General features: G+C 26.6%; 29 protein-coding genes and 2 tRNA genes. 7 read left to right on the plus strand and 24 right to left on the minus strand.

The genetic code is table 4. The annotated features are described in order from the left end of the window. Nucleotides 1-8 precede the first annotated feature (8 nt). From purB to rsmA, 6 genes are all read right to left on the minus strand, one after another. A complete protein-coding gene (gene purB / locus AAHN02_RS05710) occupies nucleotides 9-1,307 on the minus strand; it encodes an adenylosuccinate lyase (RefSeq protein WP_342277630.1) in 1,299 nt (432 codons plus the stop codon). Between the two features lie 27 nt (nucleotides 1,308-1,334). Next, nucleotides 1,335-1,883, minus strand: a complete 549-nt coding sequence (locus AAHN02_RS05715) for a DJ-1 family glyoxalase III (RefSeq protein ID WP_338967786.1) — start codon at nucleotides 1,881-1,883, stop codon at nucleotides 1,335-1,337. 20 nt (nucleotides 1,884-1,903) lie between these two features. Continuing rightward, nucleotides 1,904-3,190, minus strand: coding sequence for an adenylosuccinate synthase (locus AAHN02_RS05720; RefSeq protein WP_342277631.1), 1,287 nt, complete (start codon nucleotides 3,188-3,190; stop codon nucleotides 1,904-1,906). Between the two features lie 51 nt (nucleotides 3,191-3,241). Further along, the gene (pth, locus tag AAHN02_RS05725) at nucleotides 3,242-3,799 is read right to left on the minus strand and encodes an aminoacyl-tRNA hydrolase (protein ID WP_338967788.1); all 558 of its coding nucleotides are present in this window, start codon (nucleotides 3,797-3,799) and stop codon (nucleotides 3,242-3,244) included. A gap of 67 nt (nucleotides 3,800-3,866) precedes the next feature. After that, nucleotides 3,867-4,862: a ribose-phosphate pyrophosphokinase gene (locus AAHN02_RS05730; protein WP_342277632.1), complete on the minus strand. Its 996-nt coding sequence runs from the start codon at nucleotides 4,860-4,862 to the stop codon at nucleotides 3,867-3,869. After that, nucleotides 4,852-5,721: a 16S rRNA (adenine(1518)-N(6)/adenine(1519)-N(6))-dimethyltransferase RsmA gene (gene rsmA / locus AAHN02_RS05735; protein WP_342277633.1), complete on the minus strand. Its 870-nt coding sequence runs from the start codon at nucleotides 5,719-5,721 to the stop codon at nucleotides 4,852-4,854. Before rsmA ends, AAHN02_RS05730 begins: the two co-directional genes overlap by 11 nt. Nucleotides 5,722-5,901: 180 nt before the next feature. On the opposite strand from rsmA, the gene AAHN02_RS05740 reads away from it, so the two are divergent. From AAHN02_RS05740 to AAHN02_RS05770, 7 genes are all read left to right on the plus strand, one after another. Next, complete coding sequence (locus AAHN02_RS05740; RefSeq protein WP_342277634.1) at nucleotides 5,902-6,846, plus strand: IS30 family transposase; 945 nt, start codon at nucleotides 5,902-5,904, stop codon at nucleotides 6,844-6,846. A 322-nt stretch (nucleotides 6,847-7,168) separates the two neighbouring features. Continuing rightward, complete coding sequence (locus tag AAHN02_RS05745) at nucleotides 7,169-7,663, plus strand: hypothetical protein (RefSeq protein WP_342277635.1); 495 nt, start codon at nucleotides 7,169-7,171, stop codon at nucleotides 7,661-7,663. A 216-nt stretch (nucleotides 7,664-7,879) separates the two neighbouring features. Next, the gene (locus tag AAHN02_RS05750; protein WP_338967792.1) at nucleotides 7,880-8,953 is read left to right on the plus strand and encodes a rod shape-determining protein; all 1,074 of its coding nucleotides are present in this window, start codon (nucleotides 7,880-7,882) and stop codon (nucleotides 8,951-8,953) included. Between the two features lie 160 nt (nucleotides 8,954-9,113). After that, a complete protein-coding gene (locus AAHN02_RS05755; RefSeq protein ID WP_342277636.1) occupies nucleotides 9,114-10,145 on the plus strand; it encodes a rod shape-determining protein in 1,032 nt (343 codons plus the stop codon). 80 nt (nucleotides 10,146-10,225) lie between these two features. Further along, nucleotides 10,226-11,242 carry a rod shape-determining protein gene (locus AAHN02_RS05760; protein WP_342277637.1) on the plus strand — a complete coding sequence of 339 codons (1,017 nt, stop codon included), beginning with the start codon at nucleotides 10,226-10,228 and terminating at the stop codon, nucleotides 11,240-11,242. Between the two features lie 365 nt (nucleotides 11,243-11,607). After that, nucleotides 11,608-12,636, plus strand: coding sequence for a rod shape-determining protein (locus tag AAHN02_RS05765; RefSeq protein WP_338967797.1), 1,029 nt, complete (start codon nucleotides 11,608-11,610; stop codon nucleotides 12,634-12,636). 179 nt (nucleotides 12,637-12,815) lie between these two features. Then, nucleotides 12,816-13,760 (plus strand): IS30 family transposase, encoded by a 945-nt coding sequence (locus AAHN02_RS05770; RefSeq protein WP_342277638.1) that lies wholly within the window; start codon nucleotides 12,816-12,818, stop codon nucleotides 13,758-13,760. Between the two features lie 23 nt (nucleotides 13,761-13,783). Here AAHN02_RS05770 and AAHN02_RS05775 read toward each other — a convergent pair whose 3' ends face one another. The 18 genes from AAHN02_RS05775 to AAHN02_RS05860 form a co-directional block, all read right to left on the minus strand. Beyond that, nucleotides 13,784-14,551: a TatD family hydrolase gene (locus AAHN02_RS05775; protein WP_342277639.1), complete on the minus strand. Its 768-nt coding sequence runs from the start codon at nucleotides 14,549-14,551 to the stop codon at nucleotides 13,784-13,786. A 12-nt stretch (nucleotides 14,552-14,563) separates the two neighbouring features. Beyond that, nucleotides 14,564-15,928 carry a tRNA uridine-5-carboxymethylaminomethyl(34) synthesis GTPase MnmE gene (gene mnmE / locus AAHN02_RS05780; protein ID WP_342277640.1) on the minus strand — a complete coding sequence of 455 codons (1,365 nt, stop codon included), beginning with the start codon at nucleotides 15,926-15,928 and terminating at the stop codon, nucleotides 14,564-14,566. Between the two features lie 49 nt (nucleotides 15,929-15,977). Beyond that, nucleotides 15,978-16,121 carry a R3H domain-containing nucleic acid-binding protein gene (locus tag AAHN02_RS05785; RefSeq protein ID WP_342277641.1) on the minus strand — a complete coding sequence of 48 codons (144 nt, stop codon included), beginning with the start codon at nucleotides 16,119-16,121 and terminating at the stop codon, nucleotides 15,978-15,980. Between the two features lie 50 nt (nucleotides 16,122-16,171). Beyond that, a complete protein-coding gene (locus AAHN02_RS05790; RefSeq protein WP_342277642.1) occupies nucleotides 16,172-16,585 on the minus strand; it encodes a KH domain-containing protein in 414 nt (137 codons plus the stop codon). Between the two features lie 17 nt (nucleotides 16,586-16,602). Next, entirely contained in the window at nucleotides 16,603-17,532 is a 930-nt protein-coding gene (yidC, locus tag AAHN02_RS05795) for a membrane protein insertase YidC (RefSeq protein ID WP_342277643.1), read from the minus strand. Between the two features lie 141 nt (nucleotides 17,533-17,673). Further along, nucleotides 17,674-18,003, minus strand: a complete 330-nt coding sequence (gene rnpA, locus AAHN02_RS05800) for a ribonuclease P protein component (protein WP_338967806.1) — start codon at nucleotides 18,001-18,003, stop codon at nucleotides 17,674-17,676. Nucleotides 18,004-18,020: 17 nt separating this feature from the next. After that, nucleotides 18,021-18,155, minus strand: coding sequence for a 50S ribosomal protein L34 (gene rpmH / locus AAHN02_RS05805; RefSeq protein WP_215826699.1), 135 nt, complete (start codon nucleotides 18,153-18,155; stop codon nucleotides 18,021-18,023). A gap of 620 nt (nucleotides 18,156-18,775) precedes the next feature. Continuing rightward, nucleotides 18,776-18,851, minus strand: a tRNA-Glu gene (locus AAHN02_RS05810). A gap of 6 nt (nucleotides 18,852-18,857) precedes the next feature. Continuing rightward, nucleotides 18,858-18,933, minus strand: a tRNA-Asn gene (locus tag AAHN02_RS05815). A 260-nt stretch (nucleotides 18,934-19,193) separates the two neighbouring features. Further along, a complete protein-coding gene (locus AAHN02_RS05820) occupies nucleotides 19,194-19,376 on the minus strand; it encodes a hypothetical protein (protein ID WP_342277644.1) in 183 nt (60 codons plus the stop codon). Between the two features lie 379 nt (nucleotides 19,377-19,755). Continuing rightward, on the minus strand, nucleotides 19,756-20,148 hold the full coding sequence (locus AAHN02_RS05825) for a hypothetical protein (protein ID WP_342277645.1): 393 nt from the start codon (nucleotides 20,146-20,148) through the stop codon (nucleotides 19,756-19,758). A 22-nt stretch (nucleotides 20,149-20,170) separates the two neighbouring features. Then, nucleotides 20,171-20,419 (minus strand): hypothetical protein, encoded by a 249-nt coding sequence (locus AAHN02_RS05830; protein ID WP_342277646.1) that lies wholly within the window; start codon nucleotides 20,417-20,419, stop codon nucleotides 20,171-20,173. 63 nt (nucleotides 20,420-20,482) lie between these two features. Continuing rightward, complete coding sequence (locus tag AAHN02_RS05835; protein ID WP_342277647.1) at nucleotides 20,483-21,427, minus strand: IS30 family transposase; 945 nt, start codon at nucleotides 21,425-21,427, stop codon at nucleotides 20,483-20,485. A gap of 90 nt (nucleotides 21,428-21,517) precedes the next feature. Then, nucleotides 21,518-21,823 carry a hypothetical protein gene (locus AAHN02_RS05840; protein WP_342277648.1) on the minus strand — a complete coding sequence of 102 codons (306 nt, stop codon included), beginning with the start codon at nucleotides 21,821-21,823 and terminating at the stop codon, nucleotides 21,518-21,520. A gap of 6 nt (nucleotides 21,824-21,829) precedes the next feature. Further along, nucleotides 21,830-22,813, minus strand: coding sequence for a hypothetical protein (locus AAHN02_RS05845; protein ID WP_342277649.1), 984 nt, complete (start codon nucleotides 22,811-22,813; stop codon nucleotides 21,830-21,832). A gap of 24 nt (nucleotides 22,814-22,837) precedes the next feature. Next, nucleotides 22,838-23,074, minus strand: a complete 237-nt coding sequence (locus tag AAHN02_RS05850) for a hypothetical protein (protein WP_342224377.1) — start codon at nucleotides 23,072-23,074, stop codon at nucleotides 22,838-22,840. Between the two features lie 164 nt (nucleotides 23,075-23,238). After that, on the minus strand, nucleotides 23,239-23,469 hold the full coding sequence (locus tag AAHN02_RS05855; protein WP_342277650.1) for a hypothetical protein: 231 nt from the start codon (nucleotides 23,467-23,469) through the stop codon (nucleotides 23,239-23,241). A gap of 3 nt (nucleotides 23,470-23,472) precedes the next feature. Beyond that, nucleotides 23,473-23,634, minus strand: a complete 162-nt coding sequence (locus AAHN02_RS05860) for a hypothetical protein (RefSeq protein ID WP_342277345.1) — start codon at nucleotides 23,632-23,634, stop codon at nucleotides 23,473-23,475. Nucleotides 23,635-23,778: the final 144 nt, after the last annotated feature.

The following is a 23,778-nucleotide window of genomic DNA, read 5'->3' on the forward strand; positions in this document are numbered from 1 at the left end:
ATCTTATCCTATTCTCTTTTAGGAAAAACCCGTTCATAAATAATATTAACATTACGAACAAAATAATTAATATCAAAACATTTTTCTAATTGCTCATCATCTAAATATTTAGAAATTTTATATTCTTTAACAACTTCCTTAAAATCTCGTTTTTCTTTTAAACTAGCAAAAGTACACTCTTGTAAAAAATCATAAATTTCTTCACGAGAAAATTGGGTTTTCTTAATAATTTCTAATAATAATCTTTGACTAAAAAAAGTATTAAATGTTTTTTCAATATTTAAAGCAATATTTTTTTCATTAACTTCTAAAAGATTAAGAATCGCATTCATCCGCTTTAAAATAAAATGTAATAATGAAAATGTTCCACTAATAATTATTCTTTCATTAGAACTATGCGAAATATCTCTTTCATTTCATAACAAATTATTTTCATAAGCAACAACACTATTAGCACGAATCAGACGCGCTAACCCACAAATATTTTCACTCCCAATTGGATTTTGTTTATGAGGCATCGCACTAGAACCTTTTTGATTTAATGAAAATCCTTCGCGAATTTCATCAACTTCACTTCGCTGACTATGACGAATTTCAAGAGCAATTTTTTCTAATGTGGAAGCAATATTTGCAAAAACACTAAAAAGAAAGGCATGCCGATCTCTTTGGGTTACTTGTGTTGAAATATTATCAACACCTAATTCTAACTCTTGTCTGACAAAATCCTCCACAACTGGTTCAACATTCGCATAATTACCAACCGCACCAGAAATTTTAATAACTTCAATTTGCTTACGAGCTAACAAAAATCTTTCCACTTGCCGATTAATTTCTTCATACCATAAAACAAATTTTAAACCAAAAGAAGTCGGTTCGGCAAATATGCCATGTGTTCTGCCAATACAAATTAAATTCCGATATTTTAAAGCTTTTAGTTTTAAAATATCTAATAATTTTTGCAGTTCTTTAGCAATAACATCGTTTGCTTGCTTAATTAAATAATTTTGGACGGTATCAACAACATCAGTTGAAGTTAATCCTAAATGAATTCAGCGTTTTTCATTTTCTAAACTATGTGATAACATTCTTGTAAAAGCAACCATATCATGTTGTGTTTGCTTTTCTAAACTATTCATTAATTTTAAATCAACTTTAACTTTTTTCAATTTTTTTAAATCAGATTTATCAATTAATCCTAAATTGCCTCATGCCTCACACACTAATAATTCTACTTTTAATCAAGTATCATATTTCTTTTCTTCACTTCAAATCACTTTCATTTCTTTTGTTTGATAACGCTTAATCATCTTTGTTCCTCCTTTATGGAAATAGATTTATAAAATTACTAACTGCTTTGTAATCATTTCTTTAATATTATCATTAGTTAATATTGCGACTAGTTGTAAAGCAAACTTAATCGCAACACCAGGTGATGATGCCGTAATAATATGACCATCAATAACAACCGCTTCATTGCTAATAATTTTAGCAGTTTCTAAACCATTGAAACACTCAGGATAAACACTAATATTCTTATTATTAGCAATGCCTAACAATCCTAAAATTTGCGGGGCAGCACAAATCGCAGCAATAAATTTATTTTGTTCATTAAATGTTTTTAATAAGTTCATTAAATGTTCATTTTTTTGTAAATTATTAACACCCGTCGCTCCACCAGGTAAAATTAGCATCGCATAATCATTAGGCATTTGACTAAAATAATAATCACTTTTAATAGTAATATTATTAGCACCCACAATAAAATCTTTATTTTCACTACTAATAATATCAATATTAATTTTTGCTCTTCGTAAAATATCAATAACAGTTATTGCTTCAATTTCTTCATAACCAGTTGCTAAAAAAATTGCTACTGTTGCCATTAATTAAAACCTCTTTTTTCTTAAAATATTTCAGTTAATAAAATTGTTTGTTCACGATCTGGACCAACAGAAAATAATGCCAATGGTAAATCAACTAATTTACTAATTGTTTGTAAATAAATTTTAGCATTTTCAGGTAACTCTGCTCACGATTTTACTTTTGTAATATCCGCTTCTCAACCAGCTAATTCCATATAAACTGGTTGACATTTTTCATACTCTTCAATATCAGCGGGAATATAATTAATTTTTTCACCCTTATAAATATAAGCAACACATAATTTTAATAATTTAATATTGCTTAAAACATCTAAAAGCATAATTGCTAATGATGTAAACCCATTAACACGACTTGCATGTTGTAAAACAACAATATCTAATCAACCAATCCGGCGTGGTCGTAATGATACCGTACCATATTCTTTACCAACTTCTCTAATTGTATGGGCCATTTCAGCATTCATTTCCGTAATTAATACACCACTACCAACACGAGTATTATATGGTTTACTAATTGCTAATATATTATTAACCATTCACGGAGCAATTCCTGCCCCAACAGCAATTGATGATGCTGAGGGATTAGAACTAGTAACAAAAGGATATGTTCCGTGGTCAATATCTAGCATTACTCCTTGGGCACCTTCAAATAATACTTTTTGATTTGCTTTAATTAAATTATTTAATAATAATGAAGTATCACAAACATATTGTTTAATTACCGCATATCACTCTTGACATTGTTTTAATAAATCATCTACTATAATATGCAAATTATCTTGATATATTTGTTTTAAAATATCTTCTTTAATCGCAATAACATTTTCTAATTTTGCTTTTAATGTTAATGGATTTTCTAAATCACAAATTCTAATGCCTACTCTTGCGATTTTATTTTCATATGTGGGCCCAATGCCTCTTTTAGTTGTCCCAATAATATGTTTTCGCTTTGCTTCTTGATATTCATCAATTTTTAAATGATATGGCATAATGATATGGGCACGATTTGAAATTTTTAAGTTACGACACGAAAAACCCTTATCTTGTAAGCTTTTAATTTCTATAATTAACTTTTCTAAATTAATAACACAACCATTAGCAATAATATTAATTGCTTGCTCATTAAATATCCCTGACGGAACTAAATTTAACTTATATTTTTCATTATTAAAAACTATTGTATGACCAGCATTATCACCACCAGCTCAGCGAACAATAACGGCACTATTTTGCGCAAAATAATCACTTATTTTGCCTTTTCCTTCATCACCTCATTGACTACCAATAATTGCTAATGTATTTCTCATTTCATTACTTCCTTTAATTATTTTATTATTACTTATATTTTACTACAAAACTTAATTATAAATATTCATAACTCTTTCAAAATTAAAATCAACAACAAAATCATCAATAATATTTAAAACTTTATTAACGGTGTCATCAATAATTGGTTGTTCTTTATTAGTAAATTTACCTAAAACCCAAGAACTAGTATCATAAGCATTATCTTTACCAATACCAATTTTAATCCGTTTAATTTTATTACTATTTAAACTATTAATAACGCTATTAATACCGTTATGACCACCGCTACTACCGCTATGCCGTAATTTTATAACTCCAAGTTGTAAATCAACATCATCATAAATAACAATGATATCGGATATTGCAATTTTAAAATAATTAGTTATTGATGAAACACTATATCCTGATAAATTCATATATGTTAATGGTTTTAACAAAATAATACTTTCATTATTTTTAATCGTTTTACCATATTGACCATCCATTTTTTTACTATCTAACTTAATATTTCATTTTTTAACTAAAGCATCAATAATTTGAAAACCAATATTATGTCGCGTATGGACATATTTTTTATCAGGGTTTCCTAGACCTACAATTAATTTCATTTTTTTAACCTTTCGCAAAAAATTCAGTAAATAAACAAAACTCGCTAGAATGCGAGTTAATTAACTATTACTCCTGTAAATTTGATAATTTTTTTGAACGAGTAGCATATATTTCTGACAATGATTCACAATTAATAGAAGCATTAATCATCTTCGCTAAAAAACCAGCAATAGAAATTATTTTTAAACCAGTAAATTTTTTTGCTTCTAACAATTCAATTGAATTAGTAACAACAACTTCATTCACAATACCACTAGCGACCGCATTTTTTAACCGTTCCACAGCTTTACCACTAAATATTGGATGCGTGGCAGCAATATAAACAGTTTTGGCACCAGCATCTTTTAATGCTTTCGCTGCATTAACAATGGTACCACCCGTATCAATCATATCATCAATAATAATACAGTTTTTATCTTTAATATCACCAAGCACAAATTCAACTTCACTAACATTAGGTTCAGGGCGTTTTTTAACAACAACTGCTAATTCGCCAGGTAAATAAGTTGTTAACTGTCGCGCTCGGGTAACACCACCATGATCTGGCGATACTACAACAACATTATTAAGTTTTTTTTCTAAAAAATATTCCGCAAAATCATGACTTGATCGTAAATCATCAACAGGAATATCAAAAAAACCTTGAATTTGTGATGAATGAATGTCTACTAACATAATCCGATCAGCACCAGCACCAGTTAACATATTAGCTACTAATTTGGCAGTAATTGGTTGTCGCCCTTTTGCTTTCCGATCTTGTCGTGCATAACCAAAATATGGAATTACAACATTAATTTTATTAGCTGATGCTCGTTTTAAAGCATCAATAAAAATTAATAATTGCATTAAATTTTCATTAACTGGAAATGATGTTGATTGAATTACATAAACATCTTTACCACGAACTGACATTAAAGATTCAACAGAAATTTCACCATCTGCAAAATTATTTACTTTTGCTTCCTGTAAAGGAACTTTAAGAATATTACAAATTTCTTGTGCTAATTTTTTACTGGCATTCAATCCAAAAAAAGCAACATGCTCATAACTATTATTTGTCATTAAATGACCTCCTCGTTAATATTATATTACCATTATCTTTAACAAAATGGTATAAATTGATAAACTGTTCAATTGTTAACTGTTCGCTTCTAATGGTTAAAGGTAAATTTAATTTTAAAATTAATGATTCAGAAATTTGTTTATTATTAGTAATCAGATTTAAATTATTAAGTAAAGTTTTTCTTTTCATAGCAAATAATTTGCGAACAAAATCATTAAATTCTCTTTCATTATCAACTTGATAATTTTTTTGTAAAGCAAAATGAACAATTCAACTATCAACATTAGGTTCAGGAAAAAAATTATGACGACTTACTTTTAAAGGAATACTCACTTTACTATAATACTGACAAATTACACTTAAATTACTATATGCTTTATTATTTGGTAAACTAGTAATTCTTTGAGCTACTTCCTTTTGCATCATTAATGTAAAACTCGTAAAATATTGAACATTATCTAATAATTTAAATAAAATTGGTGAAGTTAAATAATATGGTAAATTAGCAACAATATGAACTCGTTTAATATTAACAAAATGTTCTTTAATTAATAATGGTAAATTAACATTTAAAAAATCATCATTAATAAGTTTAAAATTTGCTTCATTTTTAAAATGTTCATTTAAAATTGGAATTAATTTTTTATCAATTTCAATGCTAACTACTTTTTGTGCCTTTTTTAAAAGACTAACTGTCATTATTCCTAATCCGGTTCCAATTTCTAAAATGCCATCAGTATTCTCACATCTAAAACTATTCGTAATTTGATTAACTATTTGTTCATTATTTAAAAAATTCTGTCCTCATTTTTTCATCGGATGTAAATTATATTTTAAAAGTACTGCTTGTGGTTTCATTTTTAAATCCTATAATAGTTTTTCATATCATATAATTATAACATAGTAAATAAAATATTATTAACTTTTTATGCTGAATTATACTTGTAAGTGCAAGTAAATAAAATTGCAAAAGATTTCATATAAAAATTTCATAATGCTAAGTTTATTTTAGAAAAAGTAAATTTAAGGAGTTTTTATATGGGATACAAACATCTTGGCATAGATGAAAGAATTTATATTGAGAATCAATTGAAATTTAAAGTAAAAATTAGTGAAATAGCTAAAAATCTTAATCGAAGTATTAGTACTATTAATCGAGAAGTTAATAGAAATAAAGATAATAATCATTATTTTTCATTAATTGCACAAAATAAAGCAGAAAATAGAAAACAATTACATGTTTATTTTCATAAATTTAAAAATAGAGAATTAGTAAAATATGTACAACAAAAATTATTATTAGGTTGATCGCCTGAACAAATTTATGGCAGAATTAAAAATTTTCATCAAGAATGAATTATTAGTTTTAAAACAATTTACAATTGAATTTATTCTGGATTACTTGAAAAGGTTACTAGTAAAAATTTAAGAAGAAAAGGTAAGAAACGAAAATCTCAAGAAAATCGGGGTAAATTTAATGGTAAATCCATTAAAGAACGAAATATTAATAATCGCATAACTCTTGGCCATTGAGAAGATGATACTGTAGTATCATCACGAGGTAAAAGTAAATCATGTTTAATAACTTTAGTTGAAAGAACATCAAGATTTACTTTAGCAATATTAGTTGAAAATAGAACTACTAAAGTTATTAACAAAAATATTAGTCATTATTTATCAATTCTTCCAAATAATCTTGTTAAGACTATAACATTTGATAGGGGTAAAGAATTTGCTAATTGACAACAACTTGAAAAAAATTTAAATGTGAAAATTTATTTTGCTGATGCATATTCACCTTGACAAAGAGGTACTAATGAAAATACTAATGGTTTAATTAGAGAAAAATTTCCTAAAAAATTTAATTTTTCAAACACTAATAAAAATGCAGTTCATAAATTTATATTGTCTTTAAACCAAAGACCAAGAAAAATACTAAATTATCTTTCGCCAATCGAATATTTGATTAGAAAAATAATTTAGTTGCACTTAACTTTACAATTTGGCTTATTAAAAATTTACCATCCCCAATACTTTGCACAATTAAAAAAATATTAAAATCACCATTAAATCTGCCTTGACCATTTTTATAAAAAGACTTGTACCTTCTCATAACTCTATGGTATGGTATTATTAATATCAATTTTTAAAACAAGTTGATGAAGAAAATAATATTAGTGTTAAAAATGCAATTTATAATTAATTAAAACCGAATAAAGCATAATAAAAGTTTAAAGTCTTACAACAAATCAGCATTATTCTTATTACAATATCAAGTAAAAAATAAAATAAAGGATAATAAAATATGAAAAAAATTTTGATAATTTTAGGAGAAACTATTTTAACAGTCGCTGGAACAGTAAATTTAATTTCTTGTGAGAATAAAAAAAATAATAGCTTCACTATAAATAAACCAAATTTGCAACCTAATAAAAATAATAACGATGCTCAAATCATCAAAGAAAATGAAATATTAAGATACTTTAAAAATAAAGATGTTCGCTATATTACTTCAATTACAATTACCGAAATTAAGGCAACAAATCCTCAACAAGTTAAAGAATATGAATTAAATTTAGCAATCAAACCAGAAATATTAAAAATATTAAAAGAACGAGAAAGTTCAGTAACTGAAAATAATTTTGTTATTGGTTTTGATGAATATTTTAGTTGAGGAAAACCTAGATATATTGACTTATCAACTACTAACAAAATTGTTAAAATAACGATTTTAGGTTATCAACCACTAAAAGGTAAAACAACAATATTACTTAATTTACCAATTGCAACAACTAGTTAAAAATCAAATGTCCTAACTATTTGTGATTTTTACAAAATTTTTATTAATTTTATGTTGACTTAGTTTCTTAAAATATCTCATAATTAAAATAAAGATGATGATAATTTCACAAAATAGTCATTTAACTTTTAAAAAGAAATTATATTGATTGAAAAATAAATTTTATATACTATAATTACTGTGATTATCTAAATTTAAAAAGGAGGATTTAAGTTGATGTTTAATCAAAAAAAAGCTAACTTCCTATCACTAGATCTGGGAACGGCTAATTCATTAGCATACGTATCTGGACAAGGTGTTATTTATAACGAACCTTCAGTAATGGCATATGATGTTCGTACTAATAAATTAATTGCTGTTGGAAGTGCCGCATACGAAATGGTGGGAAAAACTCATAGCAATATTCGTATGGTAACACCATTAGTTGATGGTGTTATTTCTGATTTAGGAGCAACAACAGATTTACTGCGCTACATCTTTGATCGCATTCGTTTAACTAATGTTTGAAAAAATTCTATTGTCCTATTGGCTTGTCCATCTGGTGTTACTGAATTAGAACGAACAGCTTTAAGAAAAGTTGCATCAGAAATGGGCGCAAGTCATGTTCTTGTTGAAGAAGAAGTAAAAATGGCGGCCATTGGGGCTGGAATAAACATTCATTTACCTGTTGGTAATTTAGTATTAGATATTGGTGGGGGAACTACTGATATTGCCGTTATTGCTTCTGGTGACATTATTGTTTCTGGTTCGATTAAAGTTGCTGGCAGATACATTGATGAAGAAATTCAAAAATATTTAAGATCAGAACAAAATGTTGTTATTGGTGAAAAAACTGCTGAAGAAATCAAATGTGAAATTGGCTCTTTAATTAAATTTCCTAATGAAAAGAAAACTGAAAAATATGGTCGTGATATTGTTTCTGGTTTACCGAAAAGAATTCTTGTTAATCCTGAAGAAATTCGCAATGTAATGCTACATGTTTTTTCTAAAGTTATTGATTTAACAATTAATGTTTTAGAAAGTGCCCCTCCTGGGTTAGCTGGTGATATTATTAAAAATGGTATTACCATTTGTGGCGGTGGTGCATTAATTAAAGGAATTGATAAATACTTTGAAAGTATTTTTGAATTTCCTGTAAGGATTTCTAATGATCCATTAATGTCGGTAATCAATGGTACAAAAAGTTTTGAAAAAAAACTTAGTGATACTTTAGCAAGAGCAATTATTGAAGAAAACCAAAATGATACTGAATTTCAAGTGTCACAAAAACGAAATCGTCGTTTTGGTTAAAAAATATCAAAATAATTGATATTTCTAATTTATTATTACAAAATTAAAATTATTAATGTTTAAAAACTTTTGAATGTCCTATTTTATAAAATAGGACATTTTGCCGTTAGAATTACTTTAAAATTTGATAAAATAAATTCAGAAGAAAAGGAGTATCGATATGACAAACATTTTAGAAAAATTTAAGCGCTTCCTTAAAGGCACAAAGCGTAATTATATTGCTTTAGACTTAGGAACAGCAAATACATTAGTTTATATCGCAGGACAAGGAATTGTTTATAACGAACCTTCAATGATTGCTTATGATTTATCAAAAAATAACCAATTATTTGCTTTAGGACACGAAGCCTTTGAAATTATTGGTAAAACTAATGACAATATTAAAATTATTGAACCACTAGTTGATGGAGTTATTTCTGATTTAGACGCAGCTTTAGATTTACTACAAGCTATTTTTAAAAAATTGCAATTATCAAATATGTGAAAAAATGCCATTGTTGTTTTAGCTTGCCCATCGGGGGTTACACAATTAGAGCGCGATGGTTTAAAAAAAGTTGCTTACAATATGGGAGCAAAAATTGTTATTGTTGAAGAAGAAGTAAAAATGGCGGCCATTGGGGCTGACATTAATATTAATTTGCCAAGTGGTAACTTAATATTAGATATTGGTGGCGGAACTACTGATATTGCCGTTATTGCATCAAAAGGCGTTATTATTTCTCGGAGTATTAAAGTAGCAGGTAACTTATTAGATGATGAAATTAAAAAATATATTCGTGGTCAATATAATATTTCTATTGGTATTAAAAGTATTATTGAATTAAAACATGCAATTAGTTCTTTAAGTGAAACGAAAGAAAATAAAAAATTCATTGCTTATGGTCGTAATGTTCTTTCGGGAAGACCCGAAGAAATTAATATTACTGCTGACGAAATTAGACCCGTAATTATTACCCAATTTAATCGCATCTCAGAAGTTTTAACTGAAGTTTTGGAATCAACCCCGCCAGAATTAGCTGGGGATATTATTAAAAATGGCATTACAATTTGTGGCGGTGGTGCCCTAATAGCAGGGATTGATGAATATTTTAGTAGTAAGTTTAATATTAAAGTTAAAGTTGCTAATGACCCCTTAAAATGTGTTATTGAGGGTACAAAACGGATTGAAAAAGAAATTTATCAAGGGTTATAAATAGTTTTTACAAAAATATATACTTAATTTTATTTAATGATAAAATTAAAAATAAGTAAAAAATAAAAAAGGAGAATTGTATGATTAAAAACTATGTATCAATTGATCTCGGCACAGAAAACCTTGTCATATATTCATCAAACCGTGGAATTGTTTTTAACGAACCCTCAGTAATGGCATATGACATTAAAAAGAAATCCTTAGTCGCTTTAGGAAATGATGCTTATAGTTTAATTGGTAAGGAACATAAAAACATTCGCTTAGTGCGTCCGATTAGTGATGGGGTTATTAGTGATTTAAAAGCAACTCAAGAACTATTAAAGGCGATTTTTGAAAAAATTAAATTATTTAAAATATGAAAAAATGCCATTGTTTTATTAGCAGCCCCTTCATCAGTTACGGAATTAGAACATAATTCTTTAAAAGAAATGGCAAGTAAATTAGGTGCTAAAAGTGTCTTTATTGAAGAAGAAATAAAAATGGCAGCTGTTGGCGCTGGTATTAATATTAGTAATCCTGAAGGTAATCTTGTTGTTGATATTGGTGGGGGGACTACCGATTGTGCTGTTCTTTCATCAGGAGATATTGCTGTTTCTAGTTCAATTAAAGTTGCTGGGAGACATATGACAACTGAAATTCAAAAATATTTACGAGCTCGCCATAATATTATTATTGGTGAAAAAACTGGTGAAACCTTAAAAAGAACCTTAGGAACATTACATAAAGATGCTAGTGAAGTCTATTTAGAAGTTTATGGCCGAGGTATGGTTGACGGAATGCCAAAACAAATTCGCGTAAATAATAGTGAAATCAGAGAAATCTTACTACCATTTTTTAACAATATTGCTGACTTAATTGCTGAAGTATTAGAAAAAACTGATCCAGAATTAGTTGGTGACATTTTCCGCAATGGAATTTACTTTTGTGGTGGTGGTGCTTTAATCCCAGGAATTGAAAAACATTTTAAAGCTTTATTTACTATTCCTGTTAATATTGCTAATAATCCATTACTATGTGTTATTGAAGGTACTAAATCTTGAGAAAATTCAATTCGTGAAGAAATTGAATTTCAAGGGCGAAATCGTCGTTTTGGTTAAAAAATATCAAAATAATTGACATTTTTAATTTATTTTTACAAAATTAAAATAATAATAAATATTTATTAATAGCAGTTTAAACTTGATATTTTAAATTAGTTAATTTTTTAAAAAGGCAATGAGTTACAAATCATTGCCTTCATTTATTTATCAGTTTAATTATGAAAAATTATTATTCACGGTAATTTACCTTTAAAACTAAAATACTACTATCAGTGTAATATGCTAATATCATTGCTAATAATATCGCAAATCTAATAGCATATTACTAAATACTTTGTTAAAATGTATTATAGGTTAAAATGCTATTTAAATAGCATTTTAGTTTTAATAGAAAATGGATCGTAAGAAAGGAAATAAATCGTATGAACATACTTAGTTTCAAAGGAAAAAGGCAAAAACCTAAATATATTTCAATTGATTTAGGCACAGCAAATACATTAATTTATATTTCAGGAGAAGGTATTGTTTATAATGAACCTTCAATTATTGCATACAATATTAATCGTAATGAAATTATTGCAGTAGGCGAAGCTGCTAGAAAAATGGTAGGAAAAGGTAATAAAAATATTCGTGTTATCAAACCAATGACCAATGGGGTTATTAGTGATGTTAAAGCTACAGAAGCCCAATTACAATATATTTTTATGAATTTAAAAATTTTAAACCGTATTAATGACGCAGCATTATTACTGGCTTGTCCTTCAGCCGTTACTGATTTAGAAAAGAAAGCTTTAAAACAAATTGGTCACAATCTAGGTGCTAAAAAAGTATTTATTGAAGAAGAAGTAAAAATGGCGGCCATTGGTGGTGGCGTAAATATTAATAGTCCTCACGGGCAACTAATTATTGATATGGGAGGCGGAACTACTGATATTGCCGTTATTGCATCTGGTGACATTGTATTATCTAAATCTATTAAAATTGCAGGAAACTATTTTAATAATGAAATTCAAAAATATGTTCGTACTCAATATGGAATTGAAATTGGTAGCACGACAGCAGAAAATATTAAAATTAAAATTGGTTCTTTAACACAATATGATGATGAAAATAATTTTAAAATTTATGGTCGGCACTATGTTAATGGTAGACCCCAAGCAGCAATCTTAAAACCAGAAGAAATTCGGCAAGTTTTACAACAAGCTATGCTACCAGTTATTGAAGTAATTACTCAAACATTAGAAATAACTCCAGCGGAACTATCTGGTGATATTTATAAAAATGGCATTACGATTTGTGGTGGTGGGGCATTATTAAAAGGAATGGATAAATACATTACAGAAAAGTTAGAATTACCAACTAAAATTGGTGAATATCCTTTATTAGCAGTTATTAATGGTACTAAAAAGTTTGAAACTGATATTTTTGAACAAATTCAAAATTCTTACTAAGATTTTTATAAAAAAATAAAATTACAAACATAAAAAAATGCTCTTAAATTTTATAAGAGCATTTTTTTATTGCTGAATTATACTTGTAAGTGCAAGTAAATAAAATTGCAAAAGATTTCATATAAAAATTTCATGATGCTAAGTTTATTTTAGAAAAAGTAAATTTAAGGAGTTTTTATATGGGATACAAACATCTTGGCATAGATGAAAGAATTTATATTGAGAATCAATTAAAATTTAAAGTAAAAATTAGTGAAATAGCTAAAAATCTTAATCGAAGTATTAGTACTATTAATCGAGAAGTTAATAGAAATAAAGATAATAATCATTATTTTTCATTAATTGCACAAAATAAAGCAGAAAATAGAAAACAATTACATGTTTATTTTCATAAATTTAAAAATAGAGAATTAGTAAAATATGTACAACAAAAATTATTATTAGGTTGATCGCCTGAACAAATTTATGGCAGAATTAAAAATTTTCATCAAGAATGAATTATTAGTTTTAAAACAATTTACAATTGAATTTATTCTGGATTACTTAAAAAGGTTACTAGTAAAAATTTAAGAAGAAAAGGTAAGAAACGAAAATCTCAAGAAAATCGGGGTAAATTTAATGGTAAATCCATTAAAGAACGAAATGTTAATAATCGCATAACTCTTGGCCATTGAGAAGATGATACTACAGTATCATCACGAGGTAAAAGTAAATCATGTTTAATAACTTTAGTTGAAAGAACATCAAGATTTACTTTAGCAATATTAGTTGAAAATAGAACTACTAAAGTTATTAACAAAAATATTAGTCATTATTTATCAATTCTTCCAAATAATCTTGTTAAGACTATAACATTTGATAGGGGTAAAGAATTTGCTAATTGACAACAACTTGAAAAAAATTTAAATGTGAAAATTTATTTTGCTGATGCATATTCACCTTGACAAAGAGGTACTAATGAAAATACTAATGGTTTAATTAGAGAAAAATTTCCTAAAAAATTTAATTTTTCAAACACTACTAAAAATGCAGTTCATAAATTTATATTGTCTTTAAACCAAAGACCAAGAAAAATACTAAATTATCTTTCGCCAATCGAATATTTGGTTAGAAAAATAATTTAGTTGCACTTAACTTTACAATTTGGCTATTTAATTCCTAAAATTCGTTTCGCATTATTTGTTGTTGTGATAATAACATCATTTAAGGATATTTTTTTTAAACTTGCTAATTTTTTAGCAGTAAAAATAATATTTTTTGGATAATTTTTTGTTCCCCGATAAGGAACAGGTGTTAAATACGGAGCATCAGTTTCTAAAACAATTTTATTTAAGGGAATATCTTTAGCAACTTGTTGCAAATCTTTAGTATTTTCAAAAGTAAGAATTCCTGAAAAAGAAATATAATATCCTAATTCAATAAACTTATTAGCAGTTTTTGTATTTGCTGAAAAACAATGCATAATGCCAACAACATCATATTGTTTTAAAATTTCATAAGCATCATCAAAAGCATCACGAATGTGAACTAAAATTGGTAATTGATATTTTTTAGCTAATTTAATTTGTTTAATAAATCATTCTTTTTGTAAATCACTACTATCTTGATTGCGATAGTAATCTAATCCAATTTCACCAATAGCACAAACATTTCCTGTTTTAATTAGTTCTTCCAATTCATAAAGATGGTGTTCTTGATGATTACTAACATCGTTAGGATGAATGCCAACAGCTGCAAATACATCGGGTGAAGAAAATGCTTGGTCAACTGCTAATTTACTAGTTTTTAAATCATAACCAACATTACAAATTAAATTAACACCAATTAATTTCGCTTCTTCTAAAATATTATTTATATCTTCATCTTGATATGAATCTGAGACTAAATGACAATGCGTATCAAATAAACCATTCACTAATTAAACTCCTTATTTACCTAGACAAAAGCGACTAAACATTTCATCTAAGAGATTATCTTTAATTATTTTACCATTAATTTCTTGTAAATAATCTCACGCTTCTTGAAAATGAAGGATTACTAAATCTAACGGCATACTATTGTTTAAAGCTTGAATTGCTTCATCAATTGTCATTGTAATTTTATCTAATAACATTTGGTGATGGGTTGATGTCAAAATTAAATTATTATGATAATTAATTTTTTCTTGTAAAAACATCTCTTTAATTTTATCTATTAAGGGATTAAAATCATTGTTTAAAGCACTTATTGGGACTGAACTTAATAGCAAAAGCGAAACAGATAGTTTTTGTTGTAAATCAACTTTATTAATAATAATAATACAATTTTTATCTTTAACTAGTTCTAATAATAACATATCATTATCATCTAAAATATTGCTACCATCAAGCACTAATAAAATTAACTGGGCTTTTTCTAAATACTGTTTTGATTTTTGAATTCCTAATTGTTCAATAATATCATTAGTATTTCTAATTCCTGCGGTATCAATTAAGTTTAAAGAAATATTATCAATATTTATTTTTCCCGTAACAATATCTCTGGTTGTTCCAGCAATTGTTGAAGTAATCGCGCGATTTTCTTTTAATAAAGCATTTAATAAAGTTGATTTTCCTACATTAGGTTTACCAATAATTACAGTATCAATGCCATCATTAATAACCTGAGCAATTTTACTTTGTTTAGTAATGGTTAATAACTCACTATAAAGTTCATTTGTACGAGTTAAAACTAATTTTTGGGTTAAGTTTTCAACCCCATCATATTCAGGATAATCAATATTAACACTAATATTAGCTATTAACTCTAATAATCTTGTTTCAAGTTCTTTTAATAATTTGCTATTATTACCATTTAAGCTATTCATTGCTAATGCTAACGCTTCATCATTAGGCGCATTAATTAAATCATTAACCGCTTGTGCTTGTAATAAATCAATTTTTCCATTTAAAAATGCTCTTTTTGTAAATTCGCCCGCAGTTGCTAACCGAATATTATCATTTTTCATAATTGTTAATAATAAATGAATAATTTTATTAACAATTAACATACTACCATGACAATTAATTTCAATAGTATCTTCACCAGTAAATGAACTACTTTTATAGTAGCAAACTAAAACTACTTCATCAATAATTATCTTTGTATTAGGATTAATAATCCTTCCGAAATATTTTTCTTTTGAAACATTTAAAATATTTCTACTAAATACTTTATTAATAAGTGAAAATGTTTCTGGACCACTAACTCTAATAATAGCAATGGCTTGTTTAAGAGGAGCACTTGCTAAAGCAATAATCGTATCATTAATCATAAATATCACCAAATTTCTTTTTTAAAAATAAAAATCTAGACATTAACGACTAGATTTCACTGCTTTCAAGATATTTAATAACAATATGTCTTTTATTACCTGAACCCTGAGATTCACTAATAACCTTATCGAATTTTTTTAATTCATTATGAATAATTCTTCGCTGATTATTAGGCATTGGTAATAATGCCATATCATTTTTAGTAAAAAATACTTTTTTAGCAGTGTTTTTTGCTAAATTAATTAAAAATTACTCTCTTGTCTTTGAAAATAGTCATTAACATCAACTTTAACAATATAACGACGATGAAACTTACTTGATAAATAACAGTTAGATAAATTTTGTAAAGAACTTAATACATAACCATTTTTACCAATTAATAACGCATTATTATCACAATTAATATTAACTTTAATCGTTTCATAGTTAATTTGTGAAATTTTAATTTCAATATCATTAAAGTCTAACTCTGTTAAAAGTCCTTGCAAAACACCAACTAAATAGGTTTTAACATCACTCATATTATATATTAAGGCAATCACTTGTTTTTTTAAAAATGTTTTAATTTCTTCTTTAATAATGTAAAAATGGGGTTCATCTTGTTGCTCAATAAAAGTTTTTAAATCTTCGCGTTTCTTAAATATTTTTTGTTCCATTTAATTCAACTCCAAATTTATTTTTTCTTTTTATACTTAGCATTCTTATTTATATAATGAAATAAAACTGTTTGTCCAATTTGCAACGCCCCAGAAAAAATTCAATATATCGCAACTCCTGAACCAATTGTAAAGACCAGTAACATAAACACCCCCGTCATAATTAACTGTGTAATTAATTGTTTCTTTTGTGCTGCTTTCGATTCTTTAGTAAAAACTTTTTTCTTACCACGATTTAAATACATTGGTAATAACATTGAAATAATTTGAATTGGTAAATAAACAAAAACAATTGCTAAATATGCTCAGTCTCCTGCTTTTAATCCTTCTCACGGTGTTATTGTAAAAGAAATTGCCCCAAACTCTTGTTCTTTCAAAATTCTCATTGAACGAACAACCATAAACATCGCATATAAAAATGGCATTGATAAAAATAAACTTGCAAATGATGCTAAAGGTTTAACCCCTTCTTTTTTATATAATCCCATTAATTCTAATTGCATTTTTTGTCTTGCTTGGGGATCAGTTGAACCTTTATATTTTGCTTGAATCTCGCCTTGTTTTAATTGAATTGCTTGCATTTTCTCTTGATTTTTTTGCGATTTTCAAGAAAAGGCTAAAGTAATTAATTTAATTATTAAAGCGGTAACAAACATTGCTCCAATTGCTGCAGCTGCTGTTGGTTCAGCAGCAATTCCACCACTAAAACCTTTTAGTAATACTCATAATAATGCAGCAATTGGATAAACAAATAAACCAAAAAATGGTGATTTAGTAACTGTTCAAGCTTCACTTCAACTAGAAATACCATTAAAAGGTAATTCTTCTTCACCATTTATAAAATGTGTCTTATTGCCATCACCAGGGAAAAGTAATTCAAAATAAGTACCAAATATTGAACCTGCACCCGTAGTTTTTCCACTTGTTGACACATTAGGATCAAACATCTGTCCACAACCTCATAAAAAGGTAACAATAAAAAAGGTATAAATGAAAATTTTACCAAATTTTCAAACTTGTTTTCACCATGGAGTTTGTGGCTTATTAGGCGCAAATAAATATTTTTTATAGTCCATAATTTTTCTCCATTATTTAATAATTTTTTTTAACAAAATATCTAAAAATCTTTGATTTTTACTATATTCCTGTTTTAAATAAGGTGGTCTTACTAAAATAATAATATCCATATTATTATTTTTTAAGCATCAAACCTTTTGTAACATTGAACGAACTTGGCGACGAATCCGATTACGATTAACAGCATTCGCATTTTTTTTACTAACTGATATTCCAAAACGACAATGATCTAATGAATTATTTGCATAATAAATAACAAATGAATTATTATGAATTTTTTGTTTTCCATTAATAATTCTTTGAAAATCATAATTCTTTTTTAAACGAAATTTCTTTTGCAAGGTGTATTTAAATCCTTTTATACTGTTAACTTAGCGCGTTGTTTTCTGCGTCGGTTTTGTAAAACTTTTCTTCCTGCAACTGTTGCCATTCTTGAACGAAAACCATGAACTTTTTTTGTTTTTTCTTTTGATGGTTGATAGGTTCTTTTCATTGTCATTCTCCTCTTTAAAAATAAGTTACTGTTTTTAAACTAAAATAAAAAAACTTTAAAAAAGTAATTATAGTTCCAATTAATTTTACAGACATATCCTTATTAAGTCAAACTAAATAACATAGGTGGTCGCGTTTAGTTTTCTTAGGTATTTTTTAAAAAAAGAAAAAATAGTCATTTACTATAAATTATTTCAATATGCAAATTAAGTATATATTTCTTATGTATGATTTTTGTTGTAAAAAATTATTTTAATGTTGTTTTTATAAGCATTTTACTTAGTTTTTATAACCTTTTATTAAGAATATGTTTGTTAATATTAAATATTTTGTTTTATTAATTATTTTTCAAGTAAAAAGGTAATAAATTTTTAGTTGCTTTTCTTTCAAAATTATTCAAATCTTTACCCACCTAACAAAACTTTATGCGCCCTTGGTGATGTTATTATTATAAAAACTGAGCATGGTAGCATTGTGAGCTATAATGAGTTTTTAGAAAATGGTAAATCGCTTTGAAAATCTGGCTCGCAAACAAGTTTTGGAGGAGATTTTATTAATACCTTTTTTGGACAAGTTAATTATTATGCCAAATTGTAAAGTTAGATTATTTATATCACTTAATGGTGACCCGTACGGGATTTGAACCCGTGAATGCACGCGTGAAAGGCGTGTGTGTTAACCGCTTCACCAACGGGCCCTAAAATGGCGCCTAGTGTAGGGCTTGAACCTACGACCTACCGGTTAACAGCCGGTTGCTCTACCAACTGAGCTAACTAGGCAATTGTTTAATTCAATCATTTTAAATTATATCTACTTTTAATTTTTTTGCAACTAAAAATGCCATAGTGGTCGCGTTTAGTTTTCTTAGGTATTGCTTTGAAGAAGTAAAACAATCAGCTAATTATATATTATTTAATTACTAAACTAACCCTGCCTTTCTTGTTGTTGTCATTTTTATTCATTACCATTTTATCATATTATTGAATTTTTACACAATGAAAAATTATTAATTTTATTAAATTTTAACTAATATTTTTGCTTACTTAAATCTATTATATTTATTTGTTATAGCATTACCTTTATAATTAATTCAACTATCATCATTTTTATTATTATATTTATTTCATAATGACTTTTTATATATTTCTTTTCTGATTTCTATTTCTGAATTAATATTTTCATTAATATAATGTAATACATTTAATTTGTTTAAATTTGCCATTTTTAAATGTAATAAGTTATTTAAATTCTTATGATTAGGTCGCGTTTAGTTTTCTTAGGTATTTTTTAAAAAAGAAAAAATAGTCATTTACTATAAATTATTTCAATATGCAAATTAAGTATATATTTCTTATGTATGATTTTTGTTGTAAAAAATTATTTTAATGTTGTTTTTATAAGCATTTTACTTAGTTTTTATAACCTTTTATTAAGAATATGTTTGTTAATATTAAATATTTTGTTTTATTAATTATTTTTCAAGTAAAAAGGTAATAAATTTTTAGTTGCTTTTCTTTCAAAATTATTCAAATCTTTACCCACCTAACAAAACTTTATGCGCCCTGTAATTAATTATTATTCATCAATATCTTTTTAAAAAATTAATTAACTTGTTTAGTTTCATTTTTTAAGGCTCTTTTTGCTTTAACTTTCTGAATAATCAAGCGGATTAATTTTTCAAATTTAATTGCAAAATATATTGCTCCGCCTCATCAAAAAACAAATATTCCTGCCAGCATAATACCACTATTAAATTTGCCAAAGAAACCAACCATTTCTTTATTCATAAAATTATTAAATTCATCACTTGTTCCAGTTAATCATTTAGTATCGATTGCTGTTAATGCACAAATTAATAAGCTTATAAAGATAAAAATGATACTCAATGCTATTTTTAACCATTGCTTTTTAAAAGAATTTTTAATTCTTATTTTTAATAGCAATTTTTCTTTTGAATTATCTTTTTTAAATAATTTGCCTAAAAGTTTTTTCATTTTTATTTTCCTTTCATATTTTTTATCGTCCTTTAATCACAATAAATAAAGCAATAAGTACACAAGTGACACCAAGAATGGTAAAAATTGGCTGTTGCGAAAATGTCCGAGCCATTGGTTTAAATAGTTCTAAAATTGTTAAATTGCTAGTAATAAATTTTTGGAAATTGGCAAGCCCCTCGCTAATATAGTTCGTTAAAGTTTCAAAATGACTACCAGCCAATAATCCAAGAACAGTTATTAAGATAAAAATAATAATTAGTTTAAACATTGTTAGTTACCTTGTTTTATTTTTTTATTTTTTTGTTTTGCCAAATTGTAAAGTTAAGTGCAACTAAATTATTTTTCTAACCAAATATTCGATTGGCGAAAGATAATTTAGTATTTTTCTTGGTCTTTGGTTTAAAGACAATATAAATTTATGAACTGCATTTTTAGTAGTGTTTGAAAAATTAAATTTTTTAGGAAATTTTTCTCTAATTAAACCATTAGTATTTTCATTAGTACCTCTTTGTCAAGGTGAATATGCATCAGCAAAATAAATTTTCACATTTAAATTTTTTTCAAGTTGTTGTCAATTAGCAAATTCTTTACCCCTATCAAATGTTATAGTCTTAACAAGATTATTTGGAAGAATTGATAAATAATGACTAATATTTTTGTTAATAACTTTAGTAGTTCTATTTTCAACTAATATTGCTAAAGTAAATCTTGATGTTCTTTCAACTAAAGTTATTAAACATGATTTACTTTTACCTCGTGATGATACTACAGTATCACCTTCTCAATGGCCAAGAGTTATGCGATTATTAATATTTCGTTCTTTAATGGATTTACCATTAAATTTACCCCGATTTTCTTGAGATTTTCGTTTCTTACCTTTTCTTCTTAAATTTTTACTAGTAACCTTTTCAAGTAATCCAGAATAAATTCAATTGTAAATTGTTTTAAAACTAATAATTCATTCTTGATGAAAATTTTTAATTCTGCCATAAATTTGTTCAGGCGATCAACCTAATAATAATTTTTGTTGTACATATTTTACTAATTCTCTATTTTTAAATTTATGAAAATAAACATGTAATTGTTTTCTATTTTCTGCTTTATTTTGTGCAATTAATGAAAAATAATGATTATTATCTTTATTTCTATTAACTTCTCGATTAATAGTACTAATACTTCGATTAAGATTTTTAGCTATTTCACTAATTTTTACTTTAAATTTCAATTGATTCTCAATATAAATTCTTTCATCTATGCCAAGATGTTTGTATCCCATATAAAAACTCCTTAAATTTACTTTTTCTAAAATAAACTTAGCATCATGAAATTTTTATATGAAATCTTTTGCAATTTTATTTACTTGCACTTACAAGTATAATTCAGCTTTTCAATTAATTTTATTTGGATTTATTGGTTGTATTTGTTTTTTAACTTTTCCTCACGCACTTAAACGACTACTATTTTTAATGGCATATTGGCGTTGTTTTTCTAAATTAACTTGTTGACTACCAAAACCTAGAATAATTGCCATAAGAAATTCTACAGCCAGCGTTAAGAATAAAGGAAATATTAGTTGAATATTCGTTCCTGGCACCTCTAAACTTCAAATTAAGTCAAAAACTTTATAAAGCATTTGAGCTAGAAAGTCGGCCATTTTTGCGAGATTTTCCATTTTTTATTATTCCTTTTCTTTCATTTTTCTTAAAAATTTGCTAAATTTATCCATTTTTAAATATTCTAAGTCTTCTAAATCAATTGCTGTGTCAGTATAGTATTTATCTTCATAGTCAGGATTTACTTTTGAATTTAAGTAATCTCTTAAAAATGCTAGGTAAAAAGAATTGTAAGTGTTAAGTATTGGTAGAGGAATTTTTAGTTTAAAAAAATAAATATCAAGTTCAGGAATATCGCGATATTTAATGCGACGACCCTTTTTATTATTTTTAGCATCAATTAAGGTGTTTCGTCAGCGTTCATATTCTTCAATACTAGTAAAGGTCCCATAGATGACTTTTAAGTAGGGGCGAAAAATATTAACGGGTTTTTTACGAATTCCCACAATTACATTATTGGCAATATCACGAACTTTAACTCAAATATGTTTATCTCTTTGACCGCTAGCCAGCACAATATGACCGAAATGGCGTGCCAGAGCGAAATATTCTTGAATACCGGTTTCTTCGTTTTTGGTATTATTTTTTTCTCAATCTGTTCCTTCTAAAAATAAATTGGTTTCATCTCATAGAAGTAAGGTCTTATCTGGCAATACCGGATAATCAAAGTCTAATAATCCCATATGTCCTAAACTTAATTTTTGGGTTTCTAGTAATGGGAAGGTTGATGCGATATGATATTTCTTCTTTTTTAGTAATTTTGAGGCGTATACTAGAAAAGCAGTTTTTCCAGTTCCTAATGAACCAATCACAATATTTAATGGTGAATTTTTTAAGAAATTAATAACTTTGTTAATTTGTGTTAAATTACCGATTTTAAAAAGGAAAATTAAAATACAACCTGCTAAAAATAAATAGCTCACAATGTTTTTAAAATAACCGTTGTAAATATATCAAATTGATTCTCAATGTCATAAAATTAAAAATGAGGTGCGATTTAATTCAATAAAATGGTTATTTTTTTCTATTATTCATTTGCAAAATTTCATCTTGCACCTCACTTTATTTTTTTATTAGCGGACTGCTCCAAGTAATTTTTCAAACATTTTAAAGCAAATAAAGAATATTGCCAAAATAAATGGAAAAATAAATATTCAGTAATCAGCAAAGAAGTTACCGACTTGTGGCATATTAACAGCAATAATTTCTCACATTTTAGTAAACGCTGTTATAATTGCATTTCATAATTTAGTCATCGCATCGCTAGCTGTTATTTTTGCTGGTGCATCCACTAAGAAAGTTCCAATCATATAATCACCTCCTTTCTCTTTAAAACATTCATCATTTATATTCAAAGTTTTTCTTAAATTTGTTAAAACCACGGTTAACCTTAACACGATTGTATTTTTCCTAATTAATTTTGAATTTCTTTGGGAATGCATCACAATGTAACTTCTCGACATTACTTTTATTTCTATCTAAATACTGATATGGTTTTTCAAAGTAACATTAGAATAAATCACACCATAATCGCTGTTAAAAATCAAAAAGCAATGTTTGCTATTAAAAGTCAAAGTGGTGCTTCGGTTAAATCAATTTCTTCACCACCACTAATATGAGCCGGAATAGTTGTAATTTGAATAAATAAATCTCAGAAAGTTTGTTTAATTTGTTCTCAATTAAATTCTTTTAAATTTACTGTCATTTTTTATCTACCAAAAATCATTTTTATTGGTAAATACATAATTGAAATTAATGCGAAAAGAAAAGTGATGATAATAATTAATCCGGCAATAAACGCAACTTGTGCAGGCATTTTTTCTATCGGAATAAACAGTTCTAAGAATTCCATGATAATTTTTCAAAACATTATTTTTTATCCGCGTTATTTTCTTTTGAATTAGGAGCTTTAACTCATTCCTCAAAGCGGGCAATAAATACTTTTTCGTCTTTCGTGAAATTACCAGTATTATTTTTAATGGCATTTTTATGCCAAATTGTAAAGTTAAGTGCA

Source organism: Spiroplasma endosymbiont of Nephrotoma flavescens, assembly GCF_964030835.1.
Taxonomy (GTDB): domain Bacteria; phylum Bacillota_I; class Bacilli_A; order Mycoplasmatales; family Nriv7; genus Nriv7.